Below are 24585 nucleotides of genomic sequence, written 5' to 3'. Positions count from 1 at the left end.
GGAAGCCTTCAAACTAACAGCAGGAATTTCTTATAGTAATTTCAAAACAACAAATCATAAAAATCAATCAAAAAAGAACATTAAATATCAAATAAATGAAAGCAAAGATATTTTTAGCGCACTTTTTAATACTGGGTTTATCTCAGGTTTCAGCGCAGTTTAAAACTACAATTCCGCTGCGGAAAGATGTGGTGCACGGAACTTTAAATAACGGAATGCAGTATTTTATTCTGCATAATGAATGGCCGAAAGAAAGAGCCGACTTTTATTTTGTGCAGAATGTAGGTGCTATTTTAGAAGATGACAATCAAAACGGACTGGCGCATTTTCTGGAACACATGGCGTTTAACGGAACTGAACATTTTAAAGGAAAAGGAATCATTAATATGCTGGCAAAACATGGTGTTACTTTCGGGCGTGATATTAATGCCTATACAGCACACGACGAAACGGTTTACAATATTAGCAATGTGCCGGTTAAAAATCCTGTTTTATTAGATTCCTGTTTGTATGTTTTACACGACTGGTCCGGATTTTTGTCTTTAAAAGATGCTGAAATTGATGCCGAAAGAGGCGTAATTCACGAAGAATGGCGTACCAGAAGAAACGCTGATCTGCGAATAGGATCGCAGCTGGAGCCTGTTTTATACAACGGTTCAAAATATGGAAAAAGAGACGTTTTAGGCGATATGGATCTTATCGATCATTTCAAATACAAACAACTTAGGGATTATTATAAAAAGTGGTATCTGCCAAATCATCAGGCAGTAGTGATTGTGGGCGATATCGATCCTGCAAAAATAGAACAGCAGGTAAAAAAAATAATGGGATCAATTCCAATGCCTTCAAATCCGGCAGAACGTACTTATGAATCGATTCCTGATAATGATAAACTGCTCTACAAACTGGCAGTTGACAAAGAAGCACAGAAAACCTCAATTACATTCAATTTCAAAAAGAACAAACCGCTTGTTCAGGATTTTACAGAATTTGAAAACAGCATTGCAGAACAATTAGCGCTGCAAATCATGAACAATCGTTTTAGAGAATATATTGTAAACAATGAAACTGCTTTATTATCAGCAGGTGTAAGCCATTCGAGTTTAACACGTTTGTCTTCATTATTTACCTTAACCGTAAATCCTAAAAACGGCAGATTGTTAGAAGCCTTTCAACAAGCTTATACTGAATATGAAAGAGCAATTCAAAATGGTTTTACGAAAGAAGAACTCGATCGTGTAAAAGAAAATATGCGTACTGGTTATCAAAATCAGTTAAAAAACAAAGATAAAATCAGTAATGAAAGCTGGGCTTCGCAATTGCAGAATTACTTTTTAGAAGCCTCGCCTGTAATGAGTCTGGAAGAAGAAGTTGAATTTGTAAAATCGACTTTGGATAAATTAGATATTAATCAGGTTAATAAACTATTCCGTGCGCTTCCAACAGAGAAAAATCAGATTTTAACCGTTTCTGGTCCGGAAAAAGAAAACGTGACTTATCCAGCTGAAACTGATTATACAACCGCAATTAAAAAAATAAAAGAGCAAAAATTAGAACCTTACACCGAAACAATTGCAAATACAGATTTAGTAACTGATAAACTGACTGCAAAACCAGTTTCTAAGAAATTTGAAATTAAAGGAATTGCAGCAGCAAAAGGATATGTTTTGGCAAACGGAGCAAAAGTCATTATTTACCCAACGACTTTAGCTCAGGATCAAATTTTGTTTTCAGCTTTTAGTCCGGGCGGACTTTCTGTACTGCCTGAAAAAGATTTGGCATCTTCGCAGATTGCCGCAGTTTTAGCCAAAAACTCAGGATTGGGAGATTTTAAAGTAACCGATCTTCAAAAACAGCTTTCTGGAAAAACCGTAAAAGTAAGTCCGTTTATTGGCGAACATTACGAAGGTTTCAGCGGAAGTTCAGTAAAAAAAGACCTGGAAACGCTTTTAGAACTCACTTATTTATACTTTAAAAATCCAAGGTTTGAAACCCAGGCTTACAAACGTATTATTGATTATTACAACAATGCACTGGAAAATGTAAACGAAAACAACAGTAAAATATTTGGCGATACGATTGCTTTATTAGATACCAATCATAATAAAAGAACTTTTTTGTTAAGCAAAGAAAACCTGAATCAGCTGAAGTTTGATGATGCTTCGAGAATCTATAAAGAGCGCATTTCTAATGCTTCAGATTTTACATTTGTATTTGTTGGAAACATTGCCGAAAGCGATCTTGAAACCATTAATAAATATTTAGGGAATATTTCAGGAAATCAAACTCAGGAAAAATTTACCGATCATAAAATAGGAATGGGAAAAGGATTTGCCAAAGAAAAACTGGCAAGAGAAATGAGTGTTCCTAAAACAAGTATTTATGTACATCTTGAAAACAGAAACGTCATTTTTTCTGAGAAAAACCAAATCATGGCGTATATGCTTTCACAGTTGTTAGACAAACGTTATTTAGATAAAATCAGAGAAGACGAGGGCGGAAGCTACGGTGTACAAACAGAAAGTTCATTGTCTAAAAATCCATCTTCGGTTTTTTCTCTGCGTGTGAGTTTTGACTGCAATCCCGAAAAAGATGCTAAACTGCTTCAAATTGTGTATGATGAATTAGATACCATCGTAAGAAGTGATGTTTCAGAAAAAGATTTATCAGATATAAAAGAAGATTTAATAAAAAGCAATCAGCAGAATATCAAAGCAAATTCATACTGGATGAACATTATTGTCGATCAGTTAAAAACAGGAGACAAGTTTGTAAGCAGTGCCGAATATGAAAAACTAATTAAAAGCATTTCTGTAAAAGACATTAAAAAATATGCAGGCGAAGTATTGCCAAAAGCAGATAAAGTACAAGTTGTAATGCAGCCCAAAACAAACGAAAGTGCTTTAAAATAGACTTTCATTATTCTAAGAACGGCAATTCTTTACTTTAATTTTAATAGTCTCTGGAAAGAAAAAAACTTATGTTTCTTTTAAATTTGAATTAGTTATAAAATTTGTAGACTAGAAAGAGCTGTTTTGCCGGACAGCTCTTTTATTTTTTAATAAGCCCAGTTAATATATAACGGTTTATTCATCCAGTGAAAATTTATAACTGAAAACGTAAAAGGAGATCTGTTGAGTAAAATATCATAAGCTCTTTTTTCTACTCTAAGTTCCCATTTGTCTTCCAGTTCGCTGAGAATTCCGTCGCGAATAAACCAATTTCCTCGAAAACCATCTACAGAGCAGTCTCCAATTTCAGGCCAATGACTGATTACTGCATGTAACAAGCCTTGAATTAAGTCTCTTTCCTGATTTGTAATTTCTATTTCATCAGCAACCTTATCAGTTACAGAAAGACCGCATAAAATTTTATTCAGCGGTAAATACACTTCATCTGTGTTAGGCAGTCCGGTAACAACATACTGCAAATATTTTACAGCCTTTTTTTGATTTTCTAAACTAGTGAATTTGTTATTGACTGTAAGTTCAAGTCTTTCAAAAAGCATTGGAATGTAACTATTTATAATTACCACTCCAGCATTCCGTACAGCAATATCATTTTTAGTTGGAGTCTTCATCTTTAAAACTTCCATTCGGGGGATTTTTTGGTTAGTTAACAGCGATATAAAATTATAAATCTTTTCGTAATAAATCACAAGTATTTCTACCTAAAAATAAAAAATACTTAGAATTAATTAATAATGTGAGGAAAAAACAAAAAACACTTGAAGATTTAATAATTATGAATACCAAAACAAGCAGGAAATTTGTACTTTAGTAAAATACTTGCATTTGGTTAAAGCCGCAAGTCGTTTTTTTAATATTAAAATAGAAGTAAATGCCTTGGAATCCAGAAGTATACAATACGTTTAAAGACATTCGTTATAAACCATTTTATGATTTGGCTGATTTGATAAAGCCAGTCAAAAATAAGAAAGCTATTGATTTAGGATGCGGTACAGGCGAACAAACCGCTATTTTAGCAGATAAATTTAAAGAAGTCCATTTTATTGGTGTTGATTCTTCGGCAGAAATGCTGGAAAAATCAAAAGCATTAGAAACAGAAAACCTGCATTTTCGCAGAGCATCAACCGAAGAAATGATTGAAAATGCCGAAAAATGGGATTTAATTTTTAGCAATGCCGCTTTGCAATGGTCGAATAATCATGAAGTTTTGTTTCCTAAATTGATAAACCTTCTTAATTCAAAAGGCCAGTTTGCAGTACAAATGCCAGTACAGCCAGAAAATAAACTCAACAAAATTTTAATCGAATTAGTTAACGAAGAACCTTTTAAAACGTATCTGAAAGGATTTAAAAGAGATTCACCGGTTTTGAGTATTGATGAATATGCGCAGATACTATTTGACAGCGGACTCGAAGATATCCAAATCATGCAGAAAGTGTATCCTATAATTGCAAACGATCACGATACGTTATATAATTTCATTTCAGGTTCAGCTTTAATTCCATACATGGAAAAACTTGAAGGCGGACAGAAAGAACTTTTTATAAAAACATACAAAGAAAGAATAGCAGAAAGTTTTCCAAAACTTCCGGCGATTTATTCTTTTAAAAGACTTTTGCTTTACGGAACAAAAGCATAAATACTGATTTTCTAAACACATTCCAATATGAAAGCATTAGTAATTGGGGCGACAGGCTCAACAGGAAAGTTTTTAACAGAAGAGCTTCTTAATGATAACGATTATACTTCGGTTGTAACTTTTGTTAGAAAACCTTCCGGGAAAACGCATCTTAAATTAACAGAACATATTGTCGATTTTGAAAACGTTAGGCATCTTAAAAATTTAATTACAGGCGATGTTTTGTTTTCCTGCCTCGGAACTACTTTAAAAGCAGCAGGCTCAAAAGAAAAACAATGGAAAATAGATTTTGATATTCCCGCCGCATTTGCTGCAGAAGCACAAAAAAATCAGGTAAAATCGTTTGTTTTGGTTTCTTCTTATGGTGCATCGGCTCAAAGCAGTGTTTTTTATTCTAAGATGAAAGGAAAACTCGAAGATTATATTGCTGCTCTTAATTTTGAGCAGTACATTATTTTTAGACCTGGACCATTAGTACGACAAGATTCTGACCGATTGGGCGAAAAAATAGCCGTAAAAGTTATAGGAATACTCAACAAAATTGGACTTTTTAAAAAATTTAAGCCGCTTGAAACTTCACTTTTGGCAAAGAAAATAGTGAAAGCTCCAAAAATCCTTTCCTCTGGAACTACGATAGTTGAACTCAATAAAATTTTTGAATTTTAAAAGTTGGCCTTTAAAACACAAAAAATTGACAGAAATTGGGTTTGCTTTTTTTAATAATTGGAAATGTTTTTTTATAAATTTGTTTTAGAGAGAAGTAAAAAAACAATTTAACTTTTCTAAAAAATTCAATATTATTACCTCCTATGACTACAAATACAGCCGCGTTTCTGTCTTCAGATTTTTTAACAGATATAAAAACTCAAACTTCAGATTCTCATAAAAAATTAGAAAGCCTTCCTGTTTCTGCTTCTATATTATCTCCGGATATGAAAATAGAAGATTATATACATTATCTTAATTTAATGCACGATGTTCACAAAAATACAGAAGAGGTTGTTTATCCGCTGCTTTCAGAAATTATTCCGGATTTAGACCAAAGAAAAAAGAAACATTTAATAGAAGAAGATCTTTTATTTCTTAACCACAATAAAACCGACTCATTTAAAGTTTTTGATAGAACAGAGATGAGCGTGCCTTTTGCTCTTGGCGTATTTTATGTTATAGAAGGGTCGAGCTTAGGCGGACGATTTATATTAAAAAATATTGTAAACAACCCACAGCTTTCTAATGATCAGGGCGTATCGTATTTTAAAGGTTATGGAGATAAAACAGGCAGTTATTGGAAAAATTTCCTAAACGTGCTTGCAGAGTATGAACAAAATAATAATTGCGCAAATAGTATTATAGAAGGAGCTGTATATGCTTTTGATAGTATTTACAATCATTTCGGGAGCATAAAAAAATAATGAATATTAAAGATATAGTCAATCGCGATCTTGTTACCTTAACCAATTGTGAACACGAACCCATACATATTCCGGGAAGTATCCAGCCTCACGGTTTTTTGATAGGTCTTAATTCTGATTGGAAAATAGATTTCTGCACAGCAAATATTTCTTTATTTGTCGATTTACAGCATACCGATATTTTAGGGAAAAATTTTACAGCTATTTTTGGTTCAAAACAGCAAGAACAAATTCTTGATTATATCAATGAAGATAAAATTCAGAATGTATTTCCTTTAGAAATTAATTTATTAGGAAAGTCATTTCAGGTCAGCATACATAAAAGTCATGATATTTATGTGCTGGAAGCAGAACCCAAATTTGCCGACAGAGAAAAACTGGCCGATGTTTACACACAAACGATTCAGTTTGTGACCCAAATGAATAATACATCTTCTCTTAAAGATTTGTGTGCGCTGGTTGCAGAAGGAACACGAGAAATAACGGGATATGACCGTGTAATGATTTACAAGTTTGACGAGCAGTATAACGGTGAAGTATTTGCCGAAAGCTGCCGTGAAGATCTTGAACCATTTTTGGGGCTGCATTATCCGCATACAGATATTCCGGTTCAGGCCAGAGAATTGTATATCAAAAATCAGCTTCGATTAATTGTAGATATTGATTATAAACCCGTTCCAATATTTACGATTGATGATAATAAAGAAAATAAAAACCTCGATTTAAGCCTTTCTATATTAAGAAGTACGTCTCCAATTCACGTAGAATATTTAAAAAATATGGGAGTTGGCGCAACACTTACCATTTCGCTTATTCATCACGACAGACTTTGGGGGTTAATTGCCTGTCATCATTATTCTAAAAAGAATATTTCGCCGGAAATTAGACTGGCTGCAAAACTTCAGGGACAGTTTATAACTTCTCAAATTGATATCAGACAATCGAATGATGAGAATGTAAGCGCGCAAAGAGCATCTTTAGCTCTTGAAGAATTAACAAGTTTAGAACTGCCGCTTTCAGATGACTCATTAGAAACGATTGTCAATACTCAGGAAATTTTAAATTTATGCAATGCCTCTGGTGTATCTGTTTCAACAAAGGATAAAATTTATAAAAGTGCTTTAGCACCTTCTGATGAATATATTAAAACCTTAACAGAGCAGATTACCAAACAAATACAGGATAAAACTTTTGTTACCAATAAGCTGAGCGATTATTTTTCTGAAATAGAACATTGTCCTGATTTTGCAGGTATTTTGTATCATTCTCTAGACAGTCACAGCCATATTATTTGGTACAGACCCGAAACAATATCTGAAATTAATTGGGGAGGAGATCCGGAAAAAGCGATTGTAAAGGATAATAACGGACTGCATCCTCGAAATTCATTTAATATTTGGAAACAGATTATAAAAAACCAGAGCAATACCTGGAAACAATATGAAATAAACACGGCAATACGCTATTCGCATACGCTTCACAATCATTTAATGCTGATAATGCTCAGCAAGGAAGAAGAAAAATATCGTACGCAGAGTGAGGTATTGAAAGAAACCAATTCAGAACTTGAAAACATCAACTGGATTAGTACACACGATTTACAGGAACCCCTGCGTAAAATTCAGATGATTACTTCAAAAATGCTTACTGAACTTGATGTTATTCCTCTGGAATCTATTCACAGCTCATTAGTAAGAGTTTCAAAATCAGCAGGCAGAATGAGAATTCTGCTCGATGATATTTTAAAATTTACCAGAATAAAAAATTCCAGAGATGTACTGCAAAAAGTAGATTTAAATCAAATTTTAAAAACTACAACGGCAGACATGAAAGAAAACATCAAAGAAAGCAAAGCGGTAATACAAAGCGAAAACCTTCCGGAGGTTTATGCCGTAAGTTTTTTAATGAGACAGTTGTTTTCAAACATCATTCAAAATTCACTAAAATATGCATCGCCGGACAAATCTCCTGTTATTAAAATTACGGCCTCTCAGGAACCTGAACTGTTTGGGCATTTAAATAAAATTTACTGCCATTGGGTTAGTTTTTCGGACAACGGAATTGGTTTTGAACAAAAGTATGCCGAAACGATTTTTAAAGTTTTTTCCAGACTTCATAATCAGGATGAATATACCGGTTCTGGAATAGGTCTGGCTTTATGTAAAAAAATCATGCAGACCGTTGGAGGTAATATTGAAGCTGTTGGGAAAGTAGGAGAAGGGACCGAAATAAAAATTTATTTTCCGTGTGACCCGGAAGAAACCCTTTTGTAATTATATCCATTCTCCCGAAGCATCATAATTGCCGGGTAAATAAGTAAGATACTGTACCATTCTGGGGTTCTTGCCTTTATTTGGTGTTGCACAATGCGGTAAAGTACTATCCCAGATTATAAAATCGCCAGTATTGCCAATTATAGGTTCTGGTTTTAGTGTTTGAAGAGCTTTCTGTCTTGGGTCTTCATCTGGTTCCAGATTATTCAGCCAGTCATTTATTTTATTGTGAAATCCAGGCACACAATGAAAAGCACCATCATCCGGACCGCAGTCCGTAAGATAAAGCAGTCCCTGAAGTCCAAAAACAATAGGCTGTTTTAAACTCGTATCCCAATGAAGTCCACTTCCTAAAAAACTAAAACTTTCATTTTCAGGCGGATTGAAACTTACTTTGTCAATAGTTTTGTAAATATTCTTTGAATTGTAAAGCTGTTCATACGCTTTTTTTATTTTGGGAGAAAATCGGTTTTTATTTAAAGTTTCGTGATCAGAAAAATTAAGCATTAAACCTTTTTGATCCGGATGTCTCTTATACCAGGTTTCGTTATTATCAGGTTCCATTTCCAAGTATTCCCAAATAGCCTTTTGAGCCGCTTCGCAGTCACTTTTTGAAACAGCATTTTTTACGATTACATAACCGTTTTCATTCCAAAATTGAAGATCCTTTTCAGAAAGAACATCTTGTATATAATCTTCATCAACTAAGGTTGTTTTCTTTTGCCTGTTGGTAATCCATGTTTTAAAAGTTTCAAAATCAGGTTTTTCAAAATACAAAAACTGCAGAGTATCTTCCATGCTTATCCCTAACTCATATAAAGTTTTAATTTCCAGATCCCAGGTTTGAGAAGTCTCGGCAGCAGTAATTTTTACTGGCTGTAAAGAACGTTTCCATAGTTTTTCAAGAATAGTCCAAGGCATAGAATGAATATTTTTTTCAAGTGAAATTAAAAAAATGAATTGACTTGAAACCAAGTAATTGTACGTGATTTTTGTTCTTTCTATTTAATACGAAAGTGCCCAAAAAACAATATCTTAATCAAAATATAATAATTTAAGTTAGGTTTATTTTGCTTCATAAAGTAAATTTGCGTTGTGCCACGAAAAATAGCTTACATATTTGTCTTTATTATAATGTCTAACATTGGCATTTTTCAGCAGTTTTATAAACTGCCGGTATTAATTGAGCATTTTCAAGAGCATCAGCAAAAAAGAAACTTAAGTTTTATTGATTTTCTGGAAATGCATTATTGGGGCGAAGATGAAAATGACAATGATGCTGACCGCGATATGCAGCTTCCTTTCAAGAATATTTCGGGACACTCATTACAGCTTGTCTTTGTTCCTGTAGAAAAACCGGTAATCTGCTTTCCTTTTAATTCCGGATTTTCAGAATACCGTATTATTCCATACACTTCAAATTTACATTCGAATCCCGCTTTATTCGGCGTGTTCAGACCTCCTTTAGCATAATTATTTTTTAAGAATTCTCTTTGCAGTTAAGGCATCTTTATGTTTTAACGGCATTGTATTTATTTCTAAAATTTTAATACATTATGCTTAATAAAATCATTCAGTTCTCAGTTAAAAATAAACTGGTAATTGGGATCTTTACACTGCTGTGGATTATCTACGGCGTGTTTGAAGTAACCCGTTTACCAATTGATGCCGTTCCTGACATCACCAACAATCAGGTTCAGATTATTACAACTGCTCCGTCACTGGGCGCAGAAGATGTTGAACGTCTTATAACTTTCCCGATAGAACAAGCTATAAGCAATATACCGCAGTTAAAAGAAAGCCGCAGTATTTCGCGTTTCGGGCTTTCGCTTGTTACCATTGTTTTCTCAGATGATACCGATGTGTATTGGGCGCGCCAGCAGGTTACAGAGCGTTTGCAGAAAGTAGAAATTCCCGAAAATGCCAGTTTACCCGAAATGGCTCCTGCAACAACAGGTCTTGGCGAAATCTATCAGTATGTTTTAAAGCCTCAGCTCGGTTTTGAGAAAAAATATTCGCTTGAAGATTTACGAACAATCCAGGACTGGACTATTCGCAGACAGCTTTTAGGAACGCCCGGAATTGCCGATGTAGCCACTTTTGGGGGTAAATTGAAACAATATGAAATTGCAGTAAATCCAGCCCGGTTAAAAGCACAAAACCTGACTATAAAAGAAGTTTTTACCGCATTGAGCAGTAATAACGAAAACACAGGCGGTGCTTATATTGAAAAAGGCCCTACCGTATTATATATCCGAAGTGTGGGGCTTACCCGAAACATTAAAGATATACAGAATATCATTGTAAAAAACACGCAGGCCGGAACACCTATTTTAATAAAAGATGTTGCCGAAGTAAAAATGTCTTCGGCTATACGTTATGGCGCTCTAACAACCGATGATTTTGGAGAATCAGTGGGAGGAATTGTCATGATGTTAAAAGGCGAAAATGCCAATAATGTTATTGCAACCGTAAAAAAACGTGTTACAGAAATAGAAAAAATCCTGCCGGAAGGTTTAAAAATAGAACCCTTTCTGGATCGTACCAAAATGGTAGATAATGCGATTGGTACTGTAGAAAAAAATCTAATCGAAGGTGCATTGATTGTAGTTTTGGTTCTGGTACTTTTTCTCGGAAATTTAAGAGCCGGATTTATTGTTGCATCCGTAATTCCGTTAGCGATGTTATTTGCCATTATTATGATGAATACTTTTGGTGTAAGCGGTAATTTAATGAGTCTCGGCGCGCTCGATTTCGGTTTAATTGTAGATGGAGCCGTAATTATTGTCGAAGCCATTCTGCATCATATGCACAGCGCCAAAAAGTATAAAAACGTCGATTCTGTTTCGCAGGAAGAAATGGATAAAGAAGTTACCGGATCGGCAGGGCGAATGATGAACGCGGCTGTTTTTGGACAGATTATTATCCTGATCGTATATCTTCCAATATTATCATTAGAAGGCATTGAAGGTAAAATGTTCAAACCAATGGCACAGACCGTTGCTTTTGCTATTTTGGGTGCTTTTATATTATCCTTGACGTATGTGCCAATGGTAAGTTCTTTATTCATCAGTAAAAAAATAAGCCATAAACCAAATTTCTCAGACAGGATTATGGCAAAACTGGAAATCTATTATGAAAACTGGCTTTCGAAAGCATTAAATGTTAGAAAAGCAATTGTAGTTTCTGCCTTTGTTTTATTCGGAATTGCTTTGGTATTGTTTGCCAGAATGGGAGGAGAGTTTATTCCGCAGTTAGAAGAAGGCGACTTTGCAGTAGAAACCAGATTACTGCTGGGAACCAATCTTTCGACCACAACAGAAACCATCCAGAAAATATCAACTGAACTAAAAAATAAATATCCAGAAGTTGAAAAAGTAGTTTCGAGAATTGGAAGTGCCGAAATTCCAACCGACCCAATGCCAATTGAAGGCGGCGATATGATTATTGTTCTGAAAGATAAATCAGAATGGACAAGCGCATCATCTTTCCCTGAAATGGCTGATAAAATGACCGAAACGGTGAAGCAGATTGCTCCGGGAGTTACAACAGGTTTTCAGTTTCCGGTTCAAATGCGTTTTAACGAATTAATGACGGGAGCCAAACAAGATTTGGTATGCAAAATTTACGGCGAAGATTTAAATAAACTGGCGGAATATGCTGAGAAACTGGGAGAAATAAGCAAAACGGTTTCGGGAGCGACAGATTTGTATGTTGAAAAAGTAACCGGAATGCCTCAAATTGTAATTGATTACGAATGGGCAGAAATGGCAAAATACGGGATTTATGTATCTGATATAAATAAAACCGTAAACGCAGCTTTTGCCGGAGCGGCAGCCGGAAGTATTTATGAAGGCGAAAAACGATTTGATATGGTCGTTAGGGTTGAAGACAGCGGCAGAAAAGATATTTCAGATGTTCGTAATTTATTAATTGCCACACCATCCGGAATGCAGATTCCGCTTTATCAGGCGGCTTCTGTAAAAGAAGTCGAAGGACCAAACCAAATACAGCGTGAAGATGCTAAACGCAGAATTATCGTTGGTTTTAATGTACGCGGACGCGACGTTCAGTCTATTGTAGAAGAATTACAGAAAAAAGTCGAAACTCAGATCAAATTTGATCCGGGTTACTATATTACGTATGGCGGAACGTTCGAAAATTTACAGCAGGCAAAATCAAGACTTGGCGTTGCTGTTCCCGCCGCTTTATTTATGATTTTGGCATTACTGTATTTTGCTTTTAGATCGTTTAAAGAAGGTTTGATCATTTTTACCGCAATTCCTTTATCCGCAATTGGAGGCATTTTTGGACTGGCTTTGCGCGATATGCCTTTTAGTATTTCGGCTGGAGTTGGTTTTATTGCGCTTTTTGGAGTAGCGGTTTTAAACGGAATTGTTTTGATATCAGAGTTTAACCGAATTCAAAAACAAGGCGAAGTTTCAGATCCTTTTCAAATTATTATTATCGGAACTAAAAACCGACTTCGACCCGTATTAATGACGGCCGCTGTGGCATCTTTAGGATTTCTTCCAATGGCTTTAAGCAACGGAGCAGGAGCAGAAGTACAGCGTCCGCTGGCAACTGTTGTAATTGGCGGACTTATTACAGCAACACTTCTTACGCTGTTTGTTCTTCCGTCTATTTATTTAATGACGTTTCACACTAAAGTATTTTCTAAAAAAATGAAAAAACATAAAATAGATAAACTGACTTTATTGTTAATTGGTTTATTGGTTACAGCTTCGGTTCAATCACAGCAAAAGCCAATTTCGCTTGAAGAATCGTTGTCAAAAGCAATTCAGTATAATAAAAGAATCAAGGCCGCACAGCTGAATGAAAAATCAAAAGAGCAGCTTCAAAAATCGGCTTTTGATATTCCAAAAACCGTTGTCGATGCAGATTACGGACAGTTTAACAGCGGCGTAAATGATACCCGTTTCGGCGTAAGCCAGGCTTTTGCTTTTCCTACCGTTTATGCACATCAAAAAAAGGCTTTAAAGGAAAATTATAATTCGGCAAAAGCGCAGTCTCAATTGACTTCTCAGCAGATTAAATCAAATGTAAGAAACTTGTTTTACGATTATATCTGGCTGAAAAGCAAAAAGGATTTATTGACTTATGCAGATTCTATTTATCGATTAATGGAACAGAAAGCATCGCTACGCTATAAAGTAGGAGAAACGAATGTTTTAGAAAAAACCGCTTCGCAGTCGGCAAGACAGTTTTATTCAAATCAGCTTACAATGATTAATAAAGATCTGGCAATAACACTGAATTCGTTTAATGCCGTTCTTCAGGACAGCACAGTTTATGAACCTGCGTCGAATAAAATTAAAAATGATTTTAATTTTTCGGTAAATGAAAAATCAGATGTTGCTTCACTTCCACAGGTACAGCTTTCGAATCATGAAGCCGAAGCCGCAAAATGGAAATGGAGATCAGAACAAGCCAAAATGATGCCTGATATTACTTTGGGATATAACAATTTAAGCATTATAGGCACTCAGACCAATTCGGCCGGTCAGGATGTGTATTACGACAGCAGCCACAGGTTTAATTATGTAAATGTCGGGCTTTCGATTCCGTTGTTTTTTTCCAGTCAGTCAGCGCGAAACAAAGCATCAAAGATCGAATACGAAAATTACAAAGCACAGGCAGAAACTATTAAAATTGAAACCAAAGCAGAAATCAGTAATGCCGTAAGCGAGATTGAGAAATACAAAGAAAGTCTGCTGTATTATGAAAATGACGGACTTAAAAACGCTTCGATTATTATTGATGCAGCAAACAGCCAGCTTGAAAATGGAGATATTGATTATCTGCAATGGGTAATGGTTATCAATCAGGCTGTAACGATAAAAAACGAATATTTAGACATGGTTAACAGCTATAATAAAGCTGTTAATACTCTTCAAACTCTTCAAAATTTATAAAAAATGAAAACCTATATAACAGCTGTTTTATGTCTTGTTTTGATGATATCATGCAAAAGTGATAAAAAAGAAGAACAAAAAACTGAAGTGCAAAAGCAGGAAAACACAATTGAGTTAAGCGATTCGCAGGTAAAAAACGCCGGATTGGTAACAGGAAATCCTGAGGAGAAAAATGTAAAAGGAATTTTAGAACTGCAGGGAACTGTTACGGTGCCTCCCAAAAGTGTTGTAAGTGTAAGTATTCCGTTAGGCGGATACATTAAAAAAACTGATTTAATGGCCGGAATGCATGTTAGAAAAGGACAGTTATTGGCTGTAGTCGAAGATATGCAGTATATTCAGCTGCAACAGGATTATTTAACTGCAAAAGAAAAATACCAGCTGTCTCAAAGTGAATATAACAGACAAAAAGAACTGAACGCAAAAAAAGCAAGCAGTGATAAATTGTTTGAACAAACTGCTGCAGAAATGCAGACACAGCGTATTTATATGGCATCGCTTGCACAAAAACTTTCTTTGTCAGGAATTAATGTAAAAACATTATCGGCTTCTAATATCAGTAAAACGGTTTCGGTTCTTTCGCCTATAAACGGTTTGGTTTCCAAAGTAAATGTAAATGTTGGAAAATATATTTCTCCAACCCATATGCTTTTTGAATTAATGGAAACCAGCGATGTAGTTTTGGTTATGAATGCTTTTGAAAAAGATGTTCATCTGCTTTCTGTTGGGCAGACCGTTTCTGTTTTTACCAATGCCGCTCCTTCAAAAAAATATACAGCAAAAATTGCTTACATCAATCTAAGTCTTAACGGAGACCGCGCTGCCGAAGTTGTCTGTAAATTGAATGCATACAACAATGCATTAATTCCCGGTTTATTTATTAATGCCGAAGCTGAATTTGAAAACGAAAAAGCGCTTACAGTTCCGGAAGATGCGATTGTAAAATGGCAGAATAAGTTTTATGTTTTTTCAAATACTGAAAACCAAAAATATAAAATGATTCCGGTTGAAACAGGAAGTTCCAGTAACGGATACCGACAGATTAAATCATCTTTTATAGATAAATCTTCAAAAATTGTAGTCAAAAATGCTTATACGCTTTTAATGACTTTTATGAATGGAGGCGATAATTAGCAGCAAAACAAATGATACAAAACAAAAGGCTGTCAATTTAGACAGCCTTTTTTGATTTAATAAACCTTCATTAAAAATTTACCTTATTCTGTTATAATAATACCTTTTAGCGACTGTTTTTGAAAATTTGTAAAGATATGTTTACAAGTATATTAATTACTAAAAAACATGTTCTTATGGCAAGATTTTCAGATCAGGTAAAAATAACTATCGATGACTTTAGCAAAAATGTTGTTTATTATGACTTAGAGATTACTCAAAAAATGATGGATCACCATTATTTCTCTTTTGTCTGGCAGCATGTGGCAGAAGCAGTTATTGATCCGCTAAAACAAGCCGCTGCAATTCGCAGATACCAGGGACGGGAAGTTATTTTTACTTTTAAAAGCCTTACCGGAATCCATTTAATGGCAAAAGGAATTATTACAAACCTTGAATCTTATGATGTCGGCGGAAGTCCGGGCGGACTTTATGTAAAAGGAATAAGCCATACTATTCTGCTTGATGATTTAAAAAAAGCCCGAACATTTTTAGACCGTAACCTGCAGGAAATTGCGCTTGATATTTTTGCCAATGAAACTGCCGGCGAATTTTATAACAGAGAGGCAATAGCACCTACTTTTACCACAATTTTTGATTACAAAGCGCAGTACAACGAAACAAGTTTTAACTTCCTGAAACGACTTTCAGCCTGTTACGGACAATGGCTGTATTTTGACGGAATGCGCATGCAGTTCGGACAGCTCAAAAACAGTAAGGTCAAACTTATCAATGGAGCTTCACTGCATAAATTTGGTATTCAGACTCATTTAGCATCGCATAAAACAGCTTTTGGAGCTTACGATTGTAATAATGCAAAACAAATTGTCAGTTCTCAGCCCAAAACAAATCAGGGAAGCGGTGACGGTTTTTCCAGAACAGCTTTAGACAGGCAGGCATCGGTCGCTCAGCCCAATTTGTTCGTTGCCGCTTTTACCAATCAGGTAAAAAATGCATCTCAAATAGAAGAAATGGTAAAACTGCAAACGGCAGGCAGAGATGCAAACAGTGTTTTTTATACAGGTGTTTCGTATCTGCCAATAGGCGTGGGGCAGATTTTTATTATCCAAAACGAAACTGTCGAACATGAACTTGTAGCTGTAGAAGTTATACACCATTCTGAAGTTCATGGTAATTACACCTGTGAGTTCAAAGCGATTCCTGCCGATGTTTCGGCACCGTATTATACCAATGTAGAAATTTTTGCAAAAGCAGAAAATCAGCCTGCTATTGTAATAGACAACAATGATCCCGAAAGTTTAGGACGTGTAAAGGTCAGCTTTTACTGGGGAACAGGAAGCACAAAAACCGAATGGATTCGTGTGATGCAGTATTATTCCGGTTCTTCAAGAGGAATGTACTGGAGACCAGAAATTGGAGACGAAGTATTGGTAAGTTTTGAAAACGGCAATATTGACTTTCCTTATGTATCCGGTTCACACTACAACGGACAGGCAAAACCTGAGTTTTTTGACAGCAAAAACAGTATTAAAGGCTGGAAACTCCGTTTCGGGATGTTACTAAAATTTGTTGAAAAAGTAGGAATCTGGCTTTCTGACCCAAGCGGAAATGAAATTCATCTAGACGAAGAGAACAAAAACATAAACGCCACGACGCCGGAAACTTTTACCGTTAGAGCGAAAAATATTGTTTTTGAGGCAACGGAAAGTATTACTGTAAAAGCTGGAACTAATATTCTCGAAACTGCGGGTATAAATAAAACTTTACAGGTTGGAGGGATTATGGATACTCAAGTTATAGGCAGTAATCTACTTCATGTAAAAGGAGACTTTCATGAACAAATTGACGGTGATCTCCATTCTGAGACAAAACAAGATAGAAATACAATAAGTCATTCTGACTTTACTTCGCTAAGTCAAGAAAATGCTGAATTTCACTCAAAAAATGATATTCAAAATAATAGTACCGAGGATACTACACAGAATTAAAACCTATTAAATTGAAATTAAAAGAATATGTCTAGGACAAGAATTGTAAAAGGAAAAATTACTGAAATTACAGGCGAAACTTCAAGAATTTTTGCGAAGAGTATCAAAATTAATTCAGGAAGAAGCATAAATTATTATGCTAAAAATTATACTTATGGTGAGCCACAAGACCCGCCAGAGCCAAATACTAAAAAACTCATAAATAGCATCATAAGTGGTTATTTTTATAACAAAGAAGGAGTCTACCTTGGAAAAATTGGAGCTGGCAATAATGTTTATATAACCGATCAGGCTACATTTTTAGAAGTACAAAAAGGAAAAGATGTTGGTGATAAAATTTTAAATTTTACGGAAAAGTATGGGTTAAATAATGAACAATTATTAGATAGAGCAAATTGGGCATACGCTGAAGGAAAAGGTTATGCTCCAGATTACTATGCGTTTGCTATGAATAATTTTAAAAAAGTAGCTGGTAGTGAAAAAGAAATGTACTATTGGGGTATGCAAGATACTGATCCAGACACAAAAAAAGTAAGAAGATTAGAAAAAGACAAATATTTATCAGGAGTATATGAAAATCAAAGTGGTAAAGCCTTTTGGAATTTAAGAAAAGAACTTTCTAAAATGACTCCTGAAATGCAAGCAGAAATTGCAGCAGTATTCAAAACTCAAATATCCCCAGATGATGATCCAACAAATGGCTCAAATCAATGGAGAGGAGGAAAAGGATCTGGAGAAATGCAATTAAATGCGCCACCAGGATCGAAATATTGGCATAGATTTTTTAAATTAAAGAAAAGTTATTCTGGACAAGCTAAAATTATAACAATATGAATTGTTTTAAAAAGAACAAAATAAAAATTTTATTAAGTAGTTTTTTAATACTGGTATTTAGTAATTTTTCAAAATACAGCAGTAATGATGAATTCAGTTTCAACTTATTAAAAGGAAAGAAAATACAATTTACAGATATAAGTATGGGTAATGGTCAGCAAATTTATGATCATAGGATTTCCAGTATAGTTGAAGCAAGAAGTAAAGCTGAATCTAAAACTTATAAAATACAAATTAGTAAAAAATATCCAATATATCATTTTTGTTATGATTCGATACCGAACAATAATCAAGAAAATGATGGAGAGTATATACAGTTTTATGATTCAAAAGTCAACATCAATTATCTTTTAAAAAACAATATAAACAAGCAAGTATATTTTAAAGAAACTTTTTTACTATTTACAGGAGGTATTGATTTCTTTGAATTCAAAGGAAATAATTTTGTTTTGTTGTCAGCAAGAGACAGACGTTTCTTTAGGAATTTAGAACGGAATTATTGGGTATTACTAAATGTAAAAAATCGAAAAATTTTAAAATCTTTCTGCTTTATAGATGGTTATATTGAAGGTAAAGATTGTTTTGGAGATTTTAACAATGATGGTCTATTAGATTACATGAATTGGGATTTCCTTAAGGATAAAATTGCAATTTATTCTCTGAATGGCAATAATTTTCAGATAGATAAAAATCATTATGTAAAAATGAAACAATCAAAGGAACAAAAAGAGATAACAAAAGAACAAGGTATAATGTTAGTATATGATTTGTTTGATAAAAAAAAATCAAAATGGTTTTATAAACTTTAAACTTATATAAACATTATAGGTACTGACGTGAGCACACCTCTCGTGATCATATTAGCATTTTAATCTAAAAGGAATATTGCTCGCACGAGACTCTCCAATCCACAGCACAAAGATAAAGCATAACAAAGAGATAGTTTGGCTTCAGGAAAAAGTCATATATTTTATGATGCTCAGGACATAAAGAGTAAATCAATTAAAAAACAAAAAGAATAAATAATGTATAAGATATTATTTCTATTAGTAACATCACTTTGTTTTGGACAATCTTATAATTGTTTTAATGGAAGTTTAGATGAAATAATTTCAGAAAAAATAGAGCTAAAGCTTGTAAAATATAAACAATAAAATTACAATGGCATAAGATGTTACAATATTGATAATAAAGTTAAAATTTATTTATCTAATCAATCTTCATTTCTTACAGCTTCAAAAAAAGGTGAAAAAAATCTATTTTCTCAAATTACAAAAGAGAAAAAAAAATATCTCTTTAAATCTTGAAGATGTTTTTTGTTTAAAATTTAACAAGGATTCATTTTACATATTTGAATTCAAGACTTTTAATCAAGGTGTTAATAGTAACACATATAATATTATTTATTCTAATCGTAAAGAAAAAATTTTGTTTAAAAAATGGAACTCCTCTGGAAATGGAATTTCAAATGCTTTTGGAGTTAGAAAAAGTAATTTATTTTTATTAAATCAGATAAGAGATTCTATAAACTATTATGAATTAAGAGATGAAAAAATTATTTACAAAGCAAATAATTCTACAAATATTAAGATCGATACTTTAGGAAAAATTTGTGTGAGACAAGATTATAAATTTTAAAATAAACCTTCCATAAATAATTGCTATATGAATTTTAAATATTTTATTATTTTCTTTTTTTTGCTTAGTTGTAGTAAAAAAAAACATATTATAATGCCTAATATTAAAGGCAAAATTTATTCAAAAGCTGATGATAAGCCAATTAAAGGGGTGGGAATTTTTGTAAGCAAATTTGCAATTAACCGTATGAATGATACAATAAAAACAGATGATAATGGAGCATTTCTATATAATGGTTTTTTCGTAGATAATTATTCTGATTTGAGAAGTGCTTCAACGATGATTCAACAAGTTTTTTACCTGAATAATCATGAAATTTACAAATATATTGATGTGAAAAGATATTACAATAAAAATGATTACAACAAAAAAGACACAATTGATTTGGGGATAATTTATTTTGAAAATCTAAAATCTATAGAAAGAGGTTCTGTTCCAGAATAGATGTAATTTTCTAGAATTAATTACAATAAAACTCCTATAATCAAAAATAGAAAAGAACAGTAGTTAATTAAGAAGATGCCTTGAGTTTACTTTGGTTAACTAAATAAAAAAAAATCATGAAAAGTTGTTTAATTATTTTTATGAATATCTTTTTTGTATCATGTAACAATGAATTAAAATACGGCTATGTATACGATATAAAAATGAATGTTCCAATTGAAAATGTTAAAGTGTTTGATGCTGATAACAATATCACAAGTTATACAAATAAAGATGGTTATTTTGAATTGTCATATACCCAAAATTACCCCTCCAAGCTAATTTTTAGTGCAAAAGACTATAAAATTGATACCCTTCCTTCTTTTGGATGTAGTAATTCAGGAGAGACATCAAATAAATGTTTTAGAGGACAAAGAATTTATCTTTATCCTCAGAAATAAATTCGATTATATATTTTGGCTTATGAGACGATTAAGTATTCTTATACTCGTCCATTAACTTTTTATATAGAACATAAGTTATTTTGAATTGCAATAAAGAATAAATTAATGAGATGAAAAAAAAAGTTTTGTGCTTAATTGGAATGGTTTTACTTGGAATAATATTGTTTTCTATAAATAGAAAACAATATGGATATATTAAAGATATAAATTCTAATTTACCAATAGAAGGCGTTTTAGTAAAAGATTTTATAAATCAAAAAAGATATACTGTTACAGATAAAGATGGTATGTTCTCGTTTTCAAATTGTAATGATTTATTAATTTCTAAAAAAGAATATAAATCAGATACTTTAAAAAAATATGGATGCAAACCTACAGGAAAATGCTTCAATGGACATGTTTTTTATATGACGCTTTTAGAACAAAAAAAAGATAAAAAATAGACAAACTAATGCGATATATAGAAACTATTTTTATAAAGTAATTAGTCATGAAACAAAATATTATACTCATTATACTATTCTCTACTGTTGGCGCGAACTTCCCGCTCTTGCAATATTTATTGTCTAGTCTAAAATTGTATTGACAAATTTTATAATAGAATCATATAAACCAGCCATAGATTTTTATTGGCTGGTTTTTTAATTTTTGATTATAAATTTTAAGTAATAAAATAGTCCTTTGGTTTTTCAACGGGAAGCATTTTTTTATTGTTTAATTCTAAAAGTGTATTCTCGATCATTTGCGACATGGCATCAAGAGCGAGATCATTTGGCTGTAACCCAAAGGGATCTTCTAGTTCGTCGGCAATGGCTTCAAGAGCTACAAAAGTGTAAGCAATAAATACAATGACAAATGGTGTAATCCAGCCCATTGTTTCGACAAAACCAAACGGAAGCATGAAACAATAAATATAAACTGTTCGGTGAAGTAAAACACTGTAAGTATAAGGAATTGGAGTACTTGCAATTCTTTCGCATCCGCCCACAATATCCGAAAGTTTGTTTAAATTTTCTTCAAAAGCCAATTGTGCCATGCTGTCAAATTTTCCTTCTGCTTTGGCATTTTTTACCCAAATTCCCAATTCTCTCAAAAGCACAATAGGTTTGTAATGTGCATTTTTTAGTTGTCCTGCTGTTTCTTTTGAAAGCAGACGGTCTAAATCATAATCCGGATTCGTATGTCTAAGCTGGTGTTTAAGGCTGTAAACAAATGCCGTAAGAAGATTGATGAAATTGTCACGTTTTGCGTCGTATTCTTTGTCTTCTACAAGCGTGATGCTTTGGCGCGCAAGCGAACGTGTATCGTTAAGCAGGGCTCCCCAAAGTTTTCTTCCTTCCCAAAAACGATCATAACTTACATTGTTCCTAAAACCCAGGAAAATAGCAAGCGCAATTCCGAATAAAGTAAAAACCGCCGGATTAATATGTAGATTTTTTTCTATAAGAAACGGTTTGAAATACACGATTGAAAACGAAAATAAAAGCAGTAATAAAAGTCTTGGTAAAAGCTGCGGTAAAACTGAACCTCTCCATTCAAAGAGCATTTTAAACCACGTGTTTTTTTTCTTAATGATCATTTTTCAACACAGAATTAGGAGATAATATTGACTGAGAATTTAATGAAAACACATTAATACGCAGATATTACAACAAAAGTAGAAAAAATAGAGGTTATTTGAGTCTGTAAAAACGGATTGGTTTTAGAAATAATGCAAGGAAAAATTATTGTTTTCGTTTTAATTTAAGAACACAGTTGTTTATTAATTTTAGGTCTTTGGTTTTCTCTGTCAAATTAACACTGTGAGTCATAAAATATTTTAATCCCGTTTTATCTCAAATTATTTTTATATTTATGCATTTTACCACTAGTTACAATGAAAACTCCAGAATTACCAATACCATCCAACGAACTTGAGCGTTTAGCAGCTTTAAAACGTTACAATATACTAGACACGCTTCCTGACAATGCTTTTGACGATGCTACCAAACTTGTTTCGTATATATGCGGTGTGCCAATAGCGCATATTTCATTTATAGACGAAAGCAGGCAGTGGTTTAAATCTGAAATTGGAATTGGAATTTCTGAAGTGCCTCGTGAAATTTCTTTCTGCCGATATACCATTTTGGAATCAAAAATGGTTGAAATAAATGATACATTTAAAAATGACAGGTTTAAAGACGATCCTAACGTAAGAGGAGGTTTTAATGTGAGATTTTATGCTGGTGTTCCTTTAACAACACCAGACGGTTATAACATTGGTACTTTGTGCGCTGTTGACCATGTTACGAAAGAATTAAACGAAGATCAGCGAAATGCACTTCGAATTGTTGCAAAACACGTAATCAGCCAGCTGGAACTTGGAACAAAGAACGTTCAGCTAGATGCACAGAAAAAAATTGCAGAAAGAGCCGTATTGGCAAAAGATAGTTTTCTTGCCAATATGAGTCATGAAATCAGAACGCCGTTAAATGCAATTATAGGTTTTACAGATCTGCTTGCGCAGACAAAACTTAATGCTGTGCAGCGAGATTATATAAACAGTGTGCAGATAGCAGGAGAAAATCTGCTTTTGATTGTGAATGATATTTTGGATTTGTCTAAAATGGAATCGGGTAATCTAACAATTGAAGCTGTGCCTTTCAATTTAAAAAACACCTTAAAACATGTTTATAATTTACTTAAAATAAAAGTTCCTAAAGAGGTCGAATTCAATCTTTTTCTTGATGCCGATATGCCGGAAATGGTTATTGGAGATGAAGGAAGATTAAACCAGATATTAGTTAATTTAATTGGTAATGCACTTAAGTTTACTCATGAAGGAGAGGTAACCGTTTCTGTAAAAATGATTGGAGAAACAGAAAATCATTATACTCTTAAATTCTCAGTTAAAGATACCGGTATTGGAATTCCTCCCAAAAAACTTAAAACTATTTTTGAACGTTTTACTCAGGCAGAAGACAGTACAACAAGAAAATTTGGAGGAACCGGTCTTGGTCTTAATATTGTAAAGCAGTTAATCGAACTGCAGAATGCCGAAATTAATGTAAAAAGCGAGCAGAATAAAGGTTCAGAATTTTTTTTTGTTATTAATTATAAAAAATCAGATGATACCGAAGAAACAATTGAAGAATTGACAGGAGAAAGTCTGGGGAAACTTAAAATACTGCTTTGTGAAGACAATGTTTTGAACCAAAAATTGGTAAAAAGCGTTATGCAGAATTTTGGTTTTGAACTAGATATTGCAGAAAATGGCGAAGAAGGAATCGAATTTTTATTAAAAAATGAATATGATTTGGTTTTGATGGATCTTCAAATGCCAATTAAAGACGGATATCAGACTACTGAATATATTCGAAACGAAATGAACTCAACCATTCCGATTATTGCAATGACCGCGCATTCGCTTATGGGGGAACAAGAACGATGCTATAATGTAGGAATGGATGGTTATGTGCCAAAGCCTTTTAAACAGCCCGTACTTTTAGAAACCATAAAAACGGTGCTGAATCCAGATTATAAGCTTACACGAAAAAGAAGGGTAAATCTATCTTTTATTGATGAAATGGCCTGCGGTGATTTAGGTTTTAGACAGGATATGATTAATCTTTTTATCGAAAAAATCCCGGCTGAAGAAGCTTTACTTGAAGAAGCATTTAAAAATAATGATTATCTTAAAGTAAAAAATTTAGCGCATAATATGAGATCCAGCATGGATATGTTTATGCTTGATGATCTTAGTAATTGTTTAGCTGTTATTGAAGAAGAAGCCAGAAACGAAAAATTTTCTAGTGAAGCTGCAGACAAGGCAGATATCTTTCATTGCGGTATAATTGAAGTAGTTAAATATTTAAAAGAGCTATGATAAAAGCGAA

At 33.4% G+C, this 24585-nt stretch carries 19 protein-coding genes; 16 read left to right on the top strand and 3 right to left on the bottom strand.

Going from position 1 to position 24585, the window contains the following annotated elements; translation table 11 throughout:
- Nucleotides 1-95: 95 nt before the first annotated feature.
- Nucleotides 96-2912: a M16 family metallopeptidase gene (locus PQ462_RS13180; RefSeq protein ID WP_274250300.1), complete on the top strand. Its 2817-nt coding sequence runs from the start codon at nt 96-98 to the stop codon at nt 2910-2912.
- Nucleotides 2913-3058: 146 nt separating this feature from the next.
- Here PQ462_RS13180 and PQ462_RS13175 read toward each other — a convergent pair whose 3' ends face one another.
- A complete protein-coding gene (locus PQ462_RS13175) occupies nt 3059-3595 on the bottom strand; it encodes a contractile injection system tape measure protein (RefSeq protein ID WP_274250299.1) in 537 nt (178 codons plus the stop codon).
- 245 nt (nt 3596-3840) lie between these two features.
- On the opposite strand from PQ462_RS13175, the gene PQ462_RS13170 reads away from it, so the two are divergent.
- The 4 genes from PQ462_RS13170 to PQ462_RS13155 all read left to right on the top strand — a co-directional run bounded on the left by PQ462_RS13170 (nt 3841) and on the right by PQ462_RS13155 (nt 8293).
- Nucleotides 3841-4608, top strand: a complete 768-nt coding sequence (locus PQ462_RS13170) for a methyltransferase domain-containing protein (RefSeq protein WP_274250298.1) — start codon at nt 3841-3843, stop codon at nt 4606-4608.
- A gap of 27 nt (nt 4609-4635) precedes the next feature.
- Entirely contained in the window at nt 4636-5274 is a 639-nt protein-coding gene (locus PQ462_RS13165; RefSeq protein ID WP_274250297.1) for an NAD(P)H-binding protein, read from the top strand.
- A gap of 143 nt (nt 5275-5417) precedes the next feature.
- Nucleotides 5418-6020, top strand: coding sequence for a biliverdin-producing heme oxygenase (locus PQ462_RS13160; protein ID WP_274250296.1), 603 nt, complete (start codon nt 5418-5420; stop codon nt 6018-6020).
- On the top strand, nt 6020-8293 hold the full coding sequence (locus PQ462_RS13155; RefSeq protein WP_274250295.1) for an ATP-binding protein: 2274 nt from the start codon (nt 6020-6022) through the stop codon (nt 8291-8293). The genes PQ462_RS13160 and PQ462_RS13155 overlap by 1 nt, the downstream gene beginning before the upstream one ends.
- Here the strand turns inward: PQ462_RS13155 and PQ462_RS13150 are convergent, their stop codons facing one another.
- Nucleotides 8294-9214 carry a phytanoyl-CoA dioxygenase family protein gene (locus PQ462_RS13150; RefSeq protein ID WP_274250294.1) on the bottom strand — a complete coding sequence of 307 codons (921 nt, stop codon included), beginning with the start codon at nt 9212-9214 and terminating at the stop codon, nt 8294-8296.
- A 213-nt stretch (nt 9215-9427) separates the two neighbouring features.
- On the opposite strand from PQ462_RS13150, the gene PQ462_RS13145 reads away from it, so the two are divergent.
- The 10 genes from PQ462_RS13145 (at nt 9428) to PQ462_RS13100 (ending at nt 21153) form a co-directional block, all read left to right on the top strand.
- Nucleotides 9428-9766, top strand: a complete 339-nt coding sequence (locus PQ462_RS13145; RefSeq protein WP_274250293.1) for a hypothetical protein — start codon at nt 9428-9430, stop codon at nt 9764-9766.
- Between the two features lie 83 nt (nt 9767-9849).
- Nucleotides 9850-14229, top strand: coding sequence for a CusA/CzcA family heavy metal efflux RND transporter (locus tag PQ462_RS13140; protein ID WP_274250292.1), 4380 nt, complete (start codon nt 9850-9852; stop codon nt 14227-14229).
- 3 nt (nt 14230-14232) lie between these two features.
- Nucleotides 14233-15363: an efflux RND transporter periplasmic adaptor subunit gene (locus PQ462_RS13135; RefSeq protein WP_274250291.1), complete on the top strand. Its 1131-nt coding sequence runs from the start codon at nt 14233-14235 to the stop codon at nt 15361-15363.
- 176 nt (nt 15364-15539) lie between these two features.
- The gene (locus PQ462_RS13130; protein ID WP_274250290.1) at nt 15540-17351 is read left to right on the top strand and encodes a type VI secretion system Vgr family protein; all 1812 of its coding nucleotides are present in this window, start codon (nt 15540-15542) and stop codon (nt 17349-17351) included.
- Between the two features lie 27 nt (nt 17352-17378).
- Nucleotides 17379-18185, top strand: a complete 807-nt coding sequence (locus PQ462_RS13125) for a hypothetical protein (protein WP_274250289.1) — start codon at nt 17379-17381, stop codon at nt 18183-18185.
- Nucleotides 18182-18994, top strand: a complete 813-nt coding sequence (locus tag PQ462_RS13120; protein WP_274250288.1) for a hypothetical protein — start codon at nt 18182-18184, stop codon at nt 18992-18994. Before PQ462_RS13125 ends, PQ462_RS13120 begins: the two co-directional genes overlap by 4 nt.
- Before the next feature lie 436 nt (nt 18995-19430).
- On the top strand, nt 19431-19823 hold the full coding sequence (locus PQ462_RS13115; RefSeq protein ID WP_274250287.1) for a hypothetical protein: 393 nt from the start codon (nt 19431-19433) through the stop codon (nt 19821-19823).
- Between the two features lie 27 nt (nt 19824-19850).
- Complete coding sequence (locus PQ462_RS13110; RefSeq protein ID WP_274250286.1) at nt 19851-20267, top strand: hypothetical protein; 417 nt, start codon at nt 19851-19853, stop codon at nt 20265-20267.
- A 203-nt stretch (nt 20268-20470) separates the two neighbouring features.
- Nucleotides 20471-20707 (top strand): hypothetical protein, encoded by a 237-nt coding sequence (locus PQ462_RS13105; RefSeq protein ID WP_274250285.1) that lies wholly within the window; start codon nt 20471-20473, stop codon nt 20705-20707.
- A gap of 113 nt (nt 20708-20820) precedes the next feature.
- Nucleotides 20821-21153 carry a hypothetical protein gene (locus PQ462_RS13100; RefSeq protein ID WP_274250284.1) on the top strand — a complete coding sequence of 111 codons (333 nt, stop codon included), beginning with the start codon at nt 20821-20823 and terminating at the stop codon, nt 21151-21153.
- A 218-nt stretch (nt 21154-21371) separates the two neighbouring features.
- Here the strand turns inward: PQ462_RS13100 and PQ462_RS13095 are convergent, their stop codons facing one another.
- Nucleotides 21372-22289 carry a bestrophin family protein gene (locus tag PQ462_RS13095; protein ID WP_274250283.1) on the bottom strand — a complete coding sequence of 306 codons (918 nt, stop codon included), beginning with the start codon at nt 22287-22289 and terminating at the stop codon, nt 21372-21374.
- A gap of 297 nt (nt 22290-22586) precedes the next feature.
- Here PQ462_RS13095 and PQ462_RS13090 point away from each other — a divergent pair, with 297 nt between their 5' ends.
- Nucleotides 22587-24575, top strand: a complete 1989-nt coding sequence (locus tag PQ462_RS13090; RefSeq protein ID WP_274250282.1) for a GAF domain-containing hybrid sensor histidine kinase/response regulator — start codon at nt 22587-22589, stop codon at nt 24573-24575.
- Nucleotides 24576-24585 lie beyond the last annotated feature (10 nt).

This window comes from Flavobacterium sp. KACC 22758 (genome assembly GCF_028736135.1).
GTDB classification, from domain to species: domain Bacteria; phylum Bacteroidota; class Bacteroidia; order Flavobacteriales; family Flavobacteriaceae; genus Flavobacterium; species Flavobacterium johnsoniae.
Note: the sequence above shows the minus strand (reverse complement) of the source record. Positions and strands in the feature narration are given on the sequence as shown.

Coding starts and splice junctions, on each gene's coding strand:
- PQ462_RS13180 (WP_274250300.1), top strand. CDS start 96: ATGAAAGCAAAGATATTTTTAGCGCACTTTTTAATACTGGGTTTATCT.
- PQ462_RS13175 (WP_274250299.1), bottom strand. CDS start 3,595: ATGGAAGTTTTAAAGATGAAGACTCCAACTAAAAATGATATTGCTGTA.
- PQ462_RS13170 (WP_274250298.1), top strand. CDS start 3,841: ATGCCTTGGAATCCAGAAGTATACAATACGTTTAAAGACATTCGTTAT.
- PQ462_RS13165 (WP_274250297.1), top strand. CDS start 4,636: ATGAAAGCATTAGTAATTGGGGCGACAGGCTCAACAGGAAAGTTTTTA.
- PQ462_RS13160 (WP_274250296.1), top strand. CDS start 5,418: ATGACTACAAATACAGCCGCGTTTCTGTCTTCAGATTTTTTAACAGAT.
- PQ462_RS13155 (WP_274250295.1), top strand. CDS start 6,020: ATGAATATTAAAGATATAGTCAATCGCGATCTTGTTACCTTAACCAAT.
- PQ462_RS13150 (WP_274250294.1), bottom strand. CDS start 9,214: ATGCCTTGGACTATTCTTGAAAAACTATGGAAACGTTCTTTACAGCCA.
- PQ462_RS13145 (WP_274250293.1), top strand. CDS start 9,428: ATGTCTAACATTGGCATTTTTCAGCAGTTTTATAAACTGCCGGTATTA.
- PQ462_RS13140 (WP_274250292.1), top strand. CDS start 9,850: ATGCTTAATAAAATCATTCAGTTCTCAGTTAAAAATAAACTGGTAATT.
- PQ462_RS13135 (WP_274250291.1), top strand. CDS start 14,233: ATGAAAACCTATATAACAGCTGTTTTATGTCTTGTTTTGATGATATCA.
- PQ462_RS13130 (WP_274250290.1), top strand. CDS start 15,540: ATGGCAAGATTTTCAGATCAGGTAAAAATAACTATCGATGACTTTAGC.
- PQ462_RS13125 (WP_274250289.1), top strand. CDS start 17,379: ATGTCTAGGACAAGAATTGTAAAAGGAAAAATTACTGAAATTACAGGC.
- PQ462_RS13120 (WP_274250288.1), top strand. CDS start 18,182: ATGAATTGTTTTAAAAAGAACAAAATAAAAATTTTATTAAGTAGTTTT.
- PQ462_RS13110 (WP_274250286.1), top strand. CDS start 19,851: ATGAATTTTAAATATTTTATTATTTTCTTTTTTTTGCTTAGTTGTAGT.
- PQ462_RS13105 (WP_274250285.1), top strand. CDS start 20,471: ATGAATGTTCCAATTGAAAATGTTAAAGTGTTTGATGCTGATAACAAT.
- PQ462_RS13100 (WP_274250284.1), top strand. CDS start 20,821: ATGAAAAAAAAAGTTTTGTGCTTAATTGGAATGGTTTTACTTGGAATA.
- PQ462_RS13095 (WP_274250283.1), bottom strand. CDS start 22,289: ATGATCATTAAGAAAAAAAACACGTGGTTTAAAATGCTCTTTGAATGG.
- PQ462_RS13090 (WP_274250282.1), top strand. CDS start 22,587: ATGAAAACTCCAGAATTACCAATACCATCCAACGAACTTGAGCGTTTA.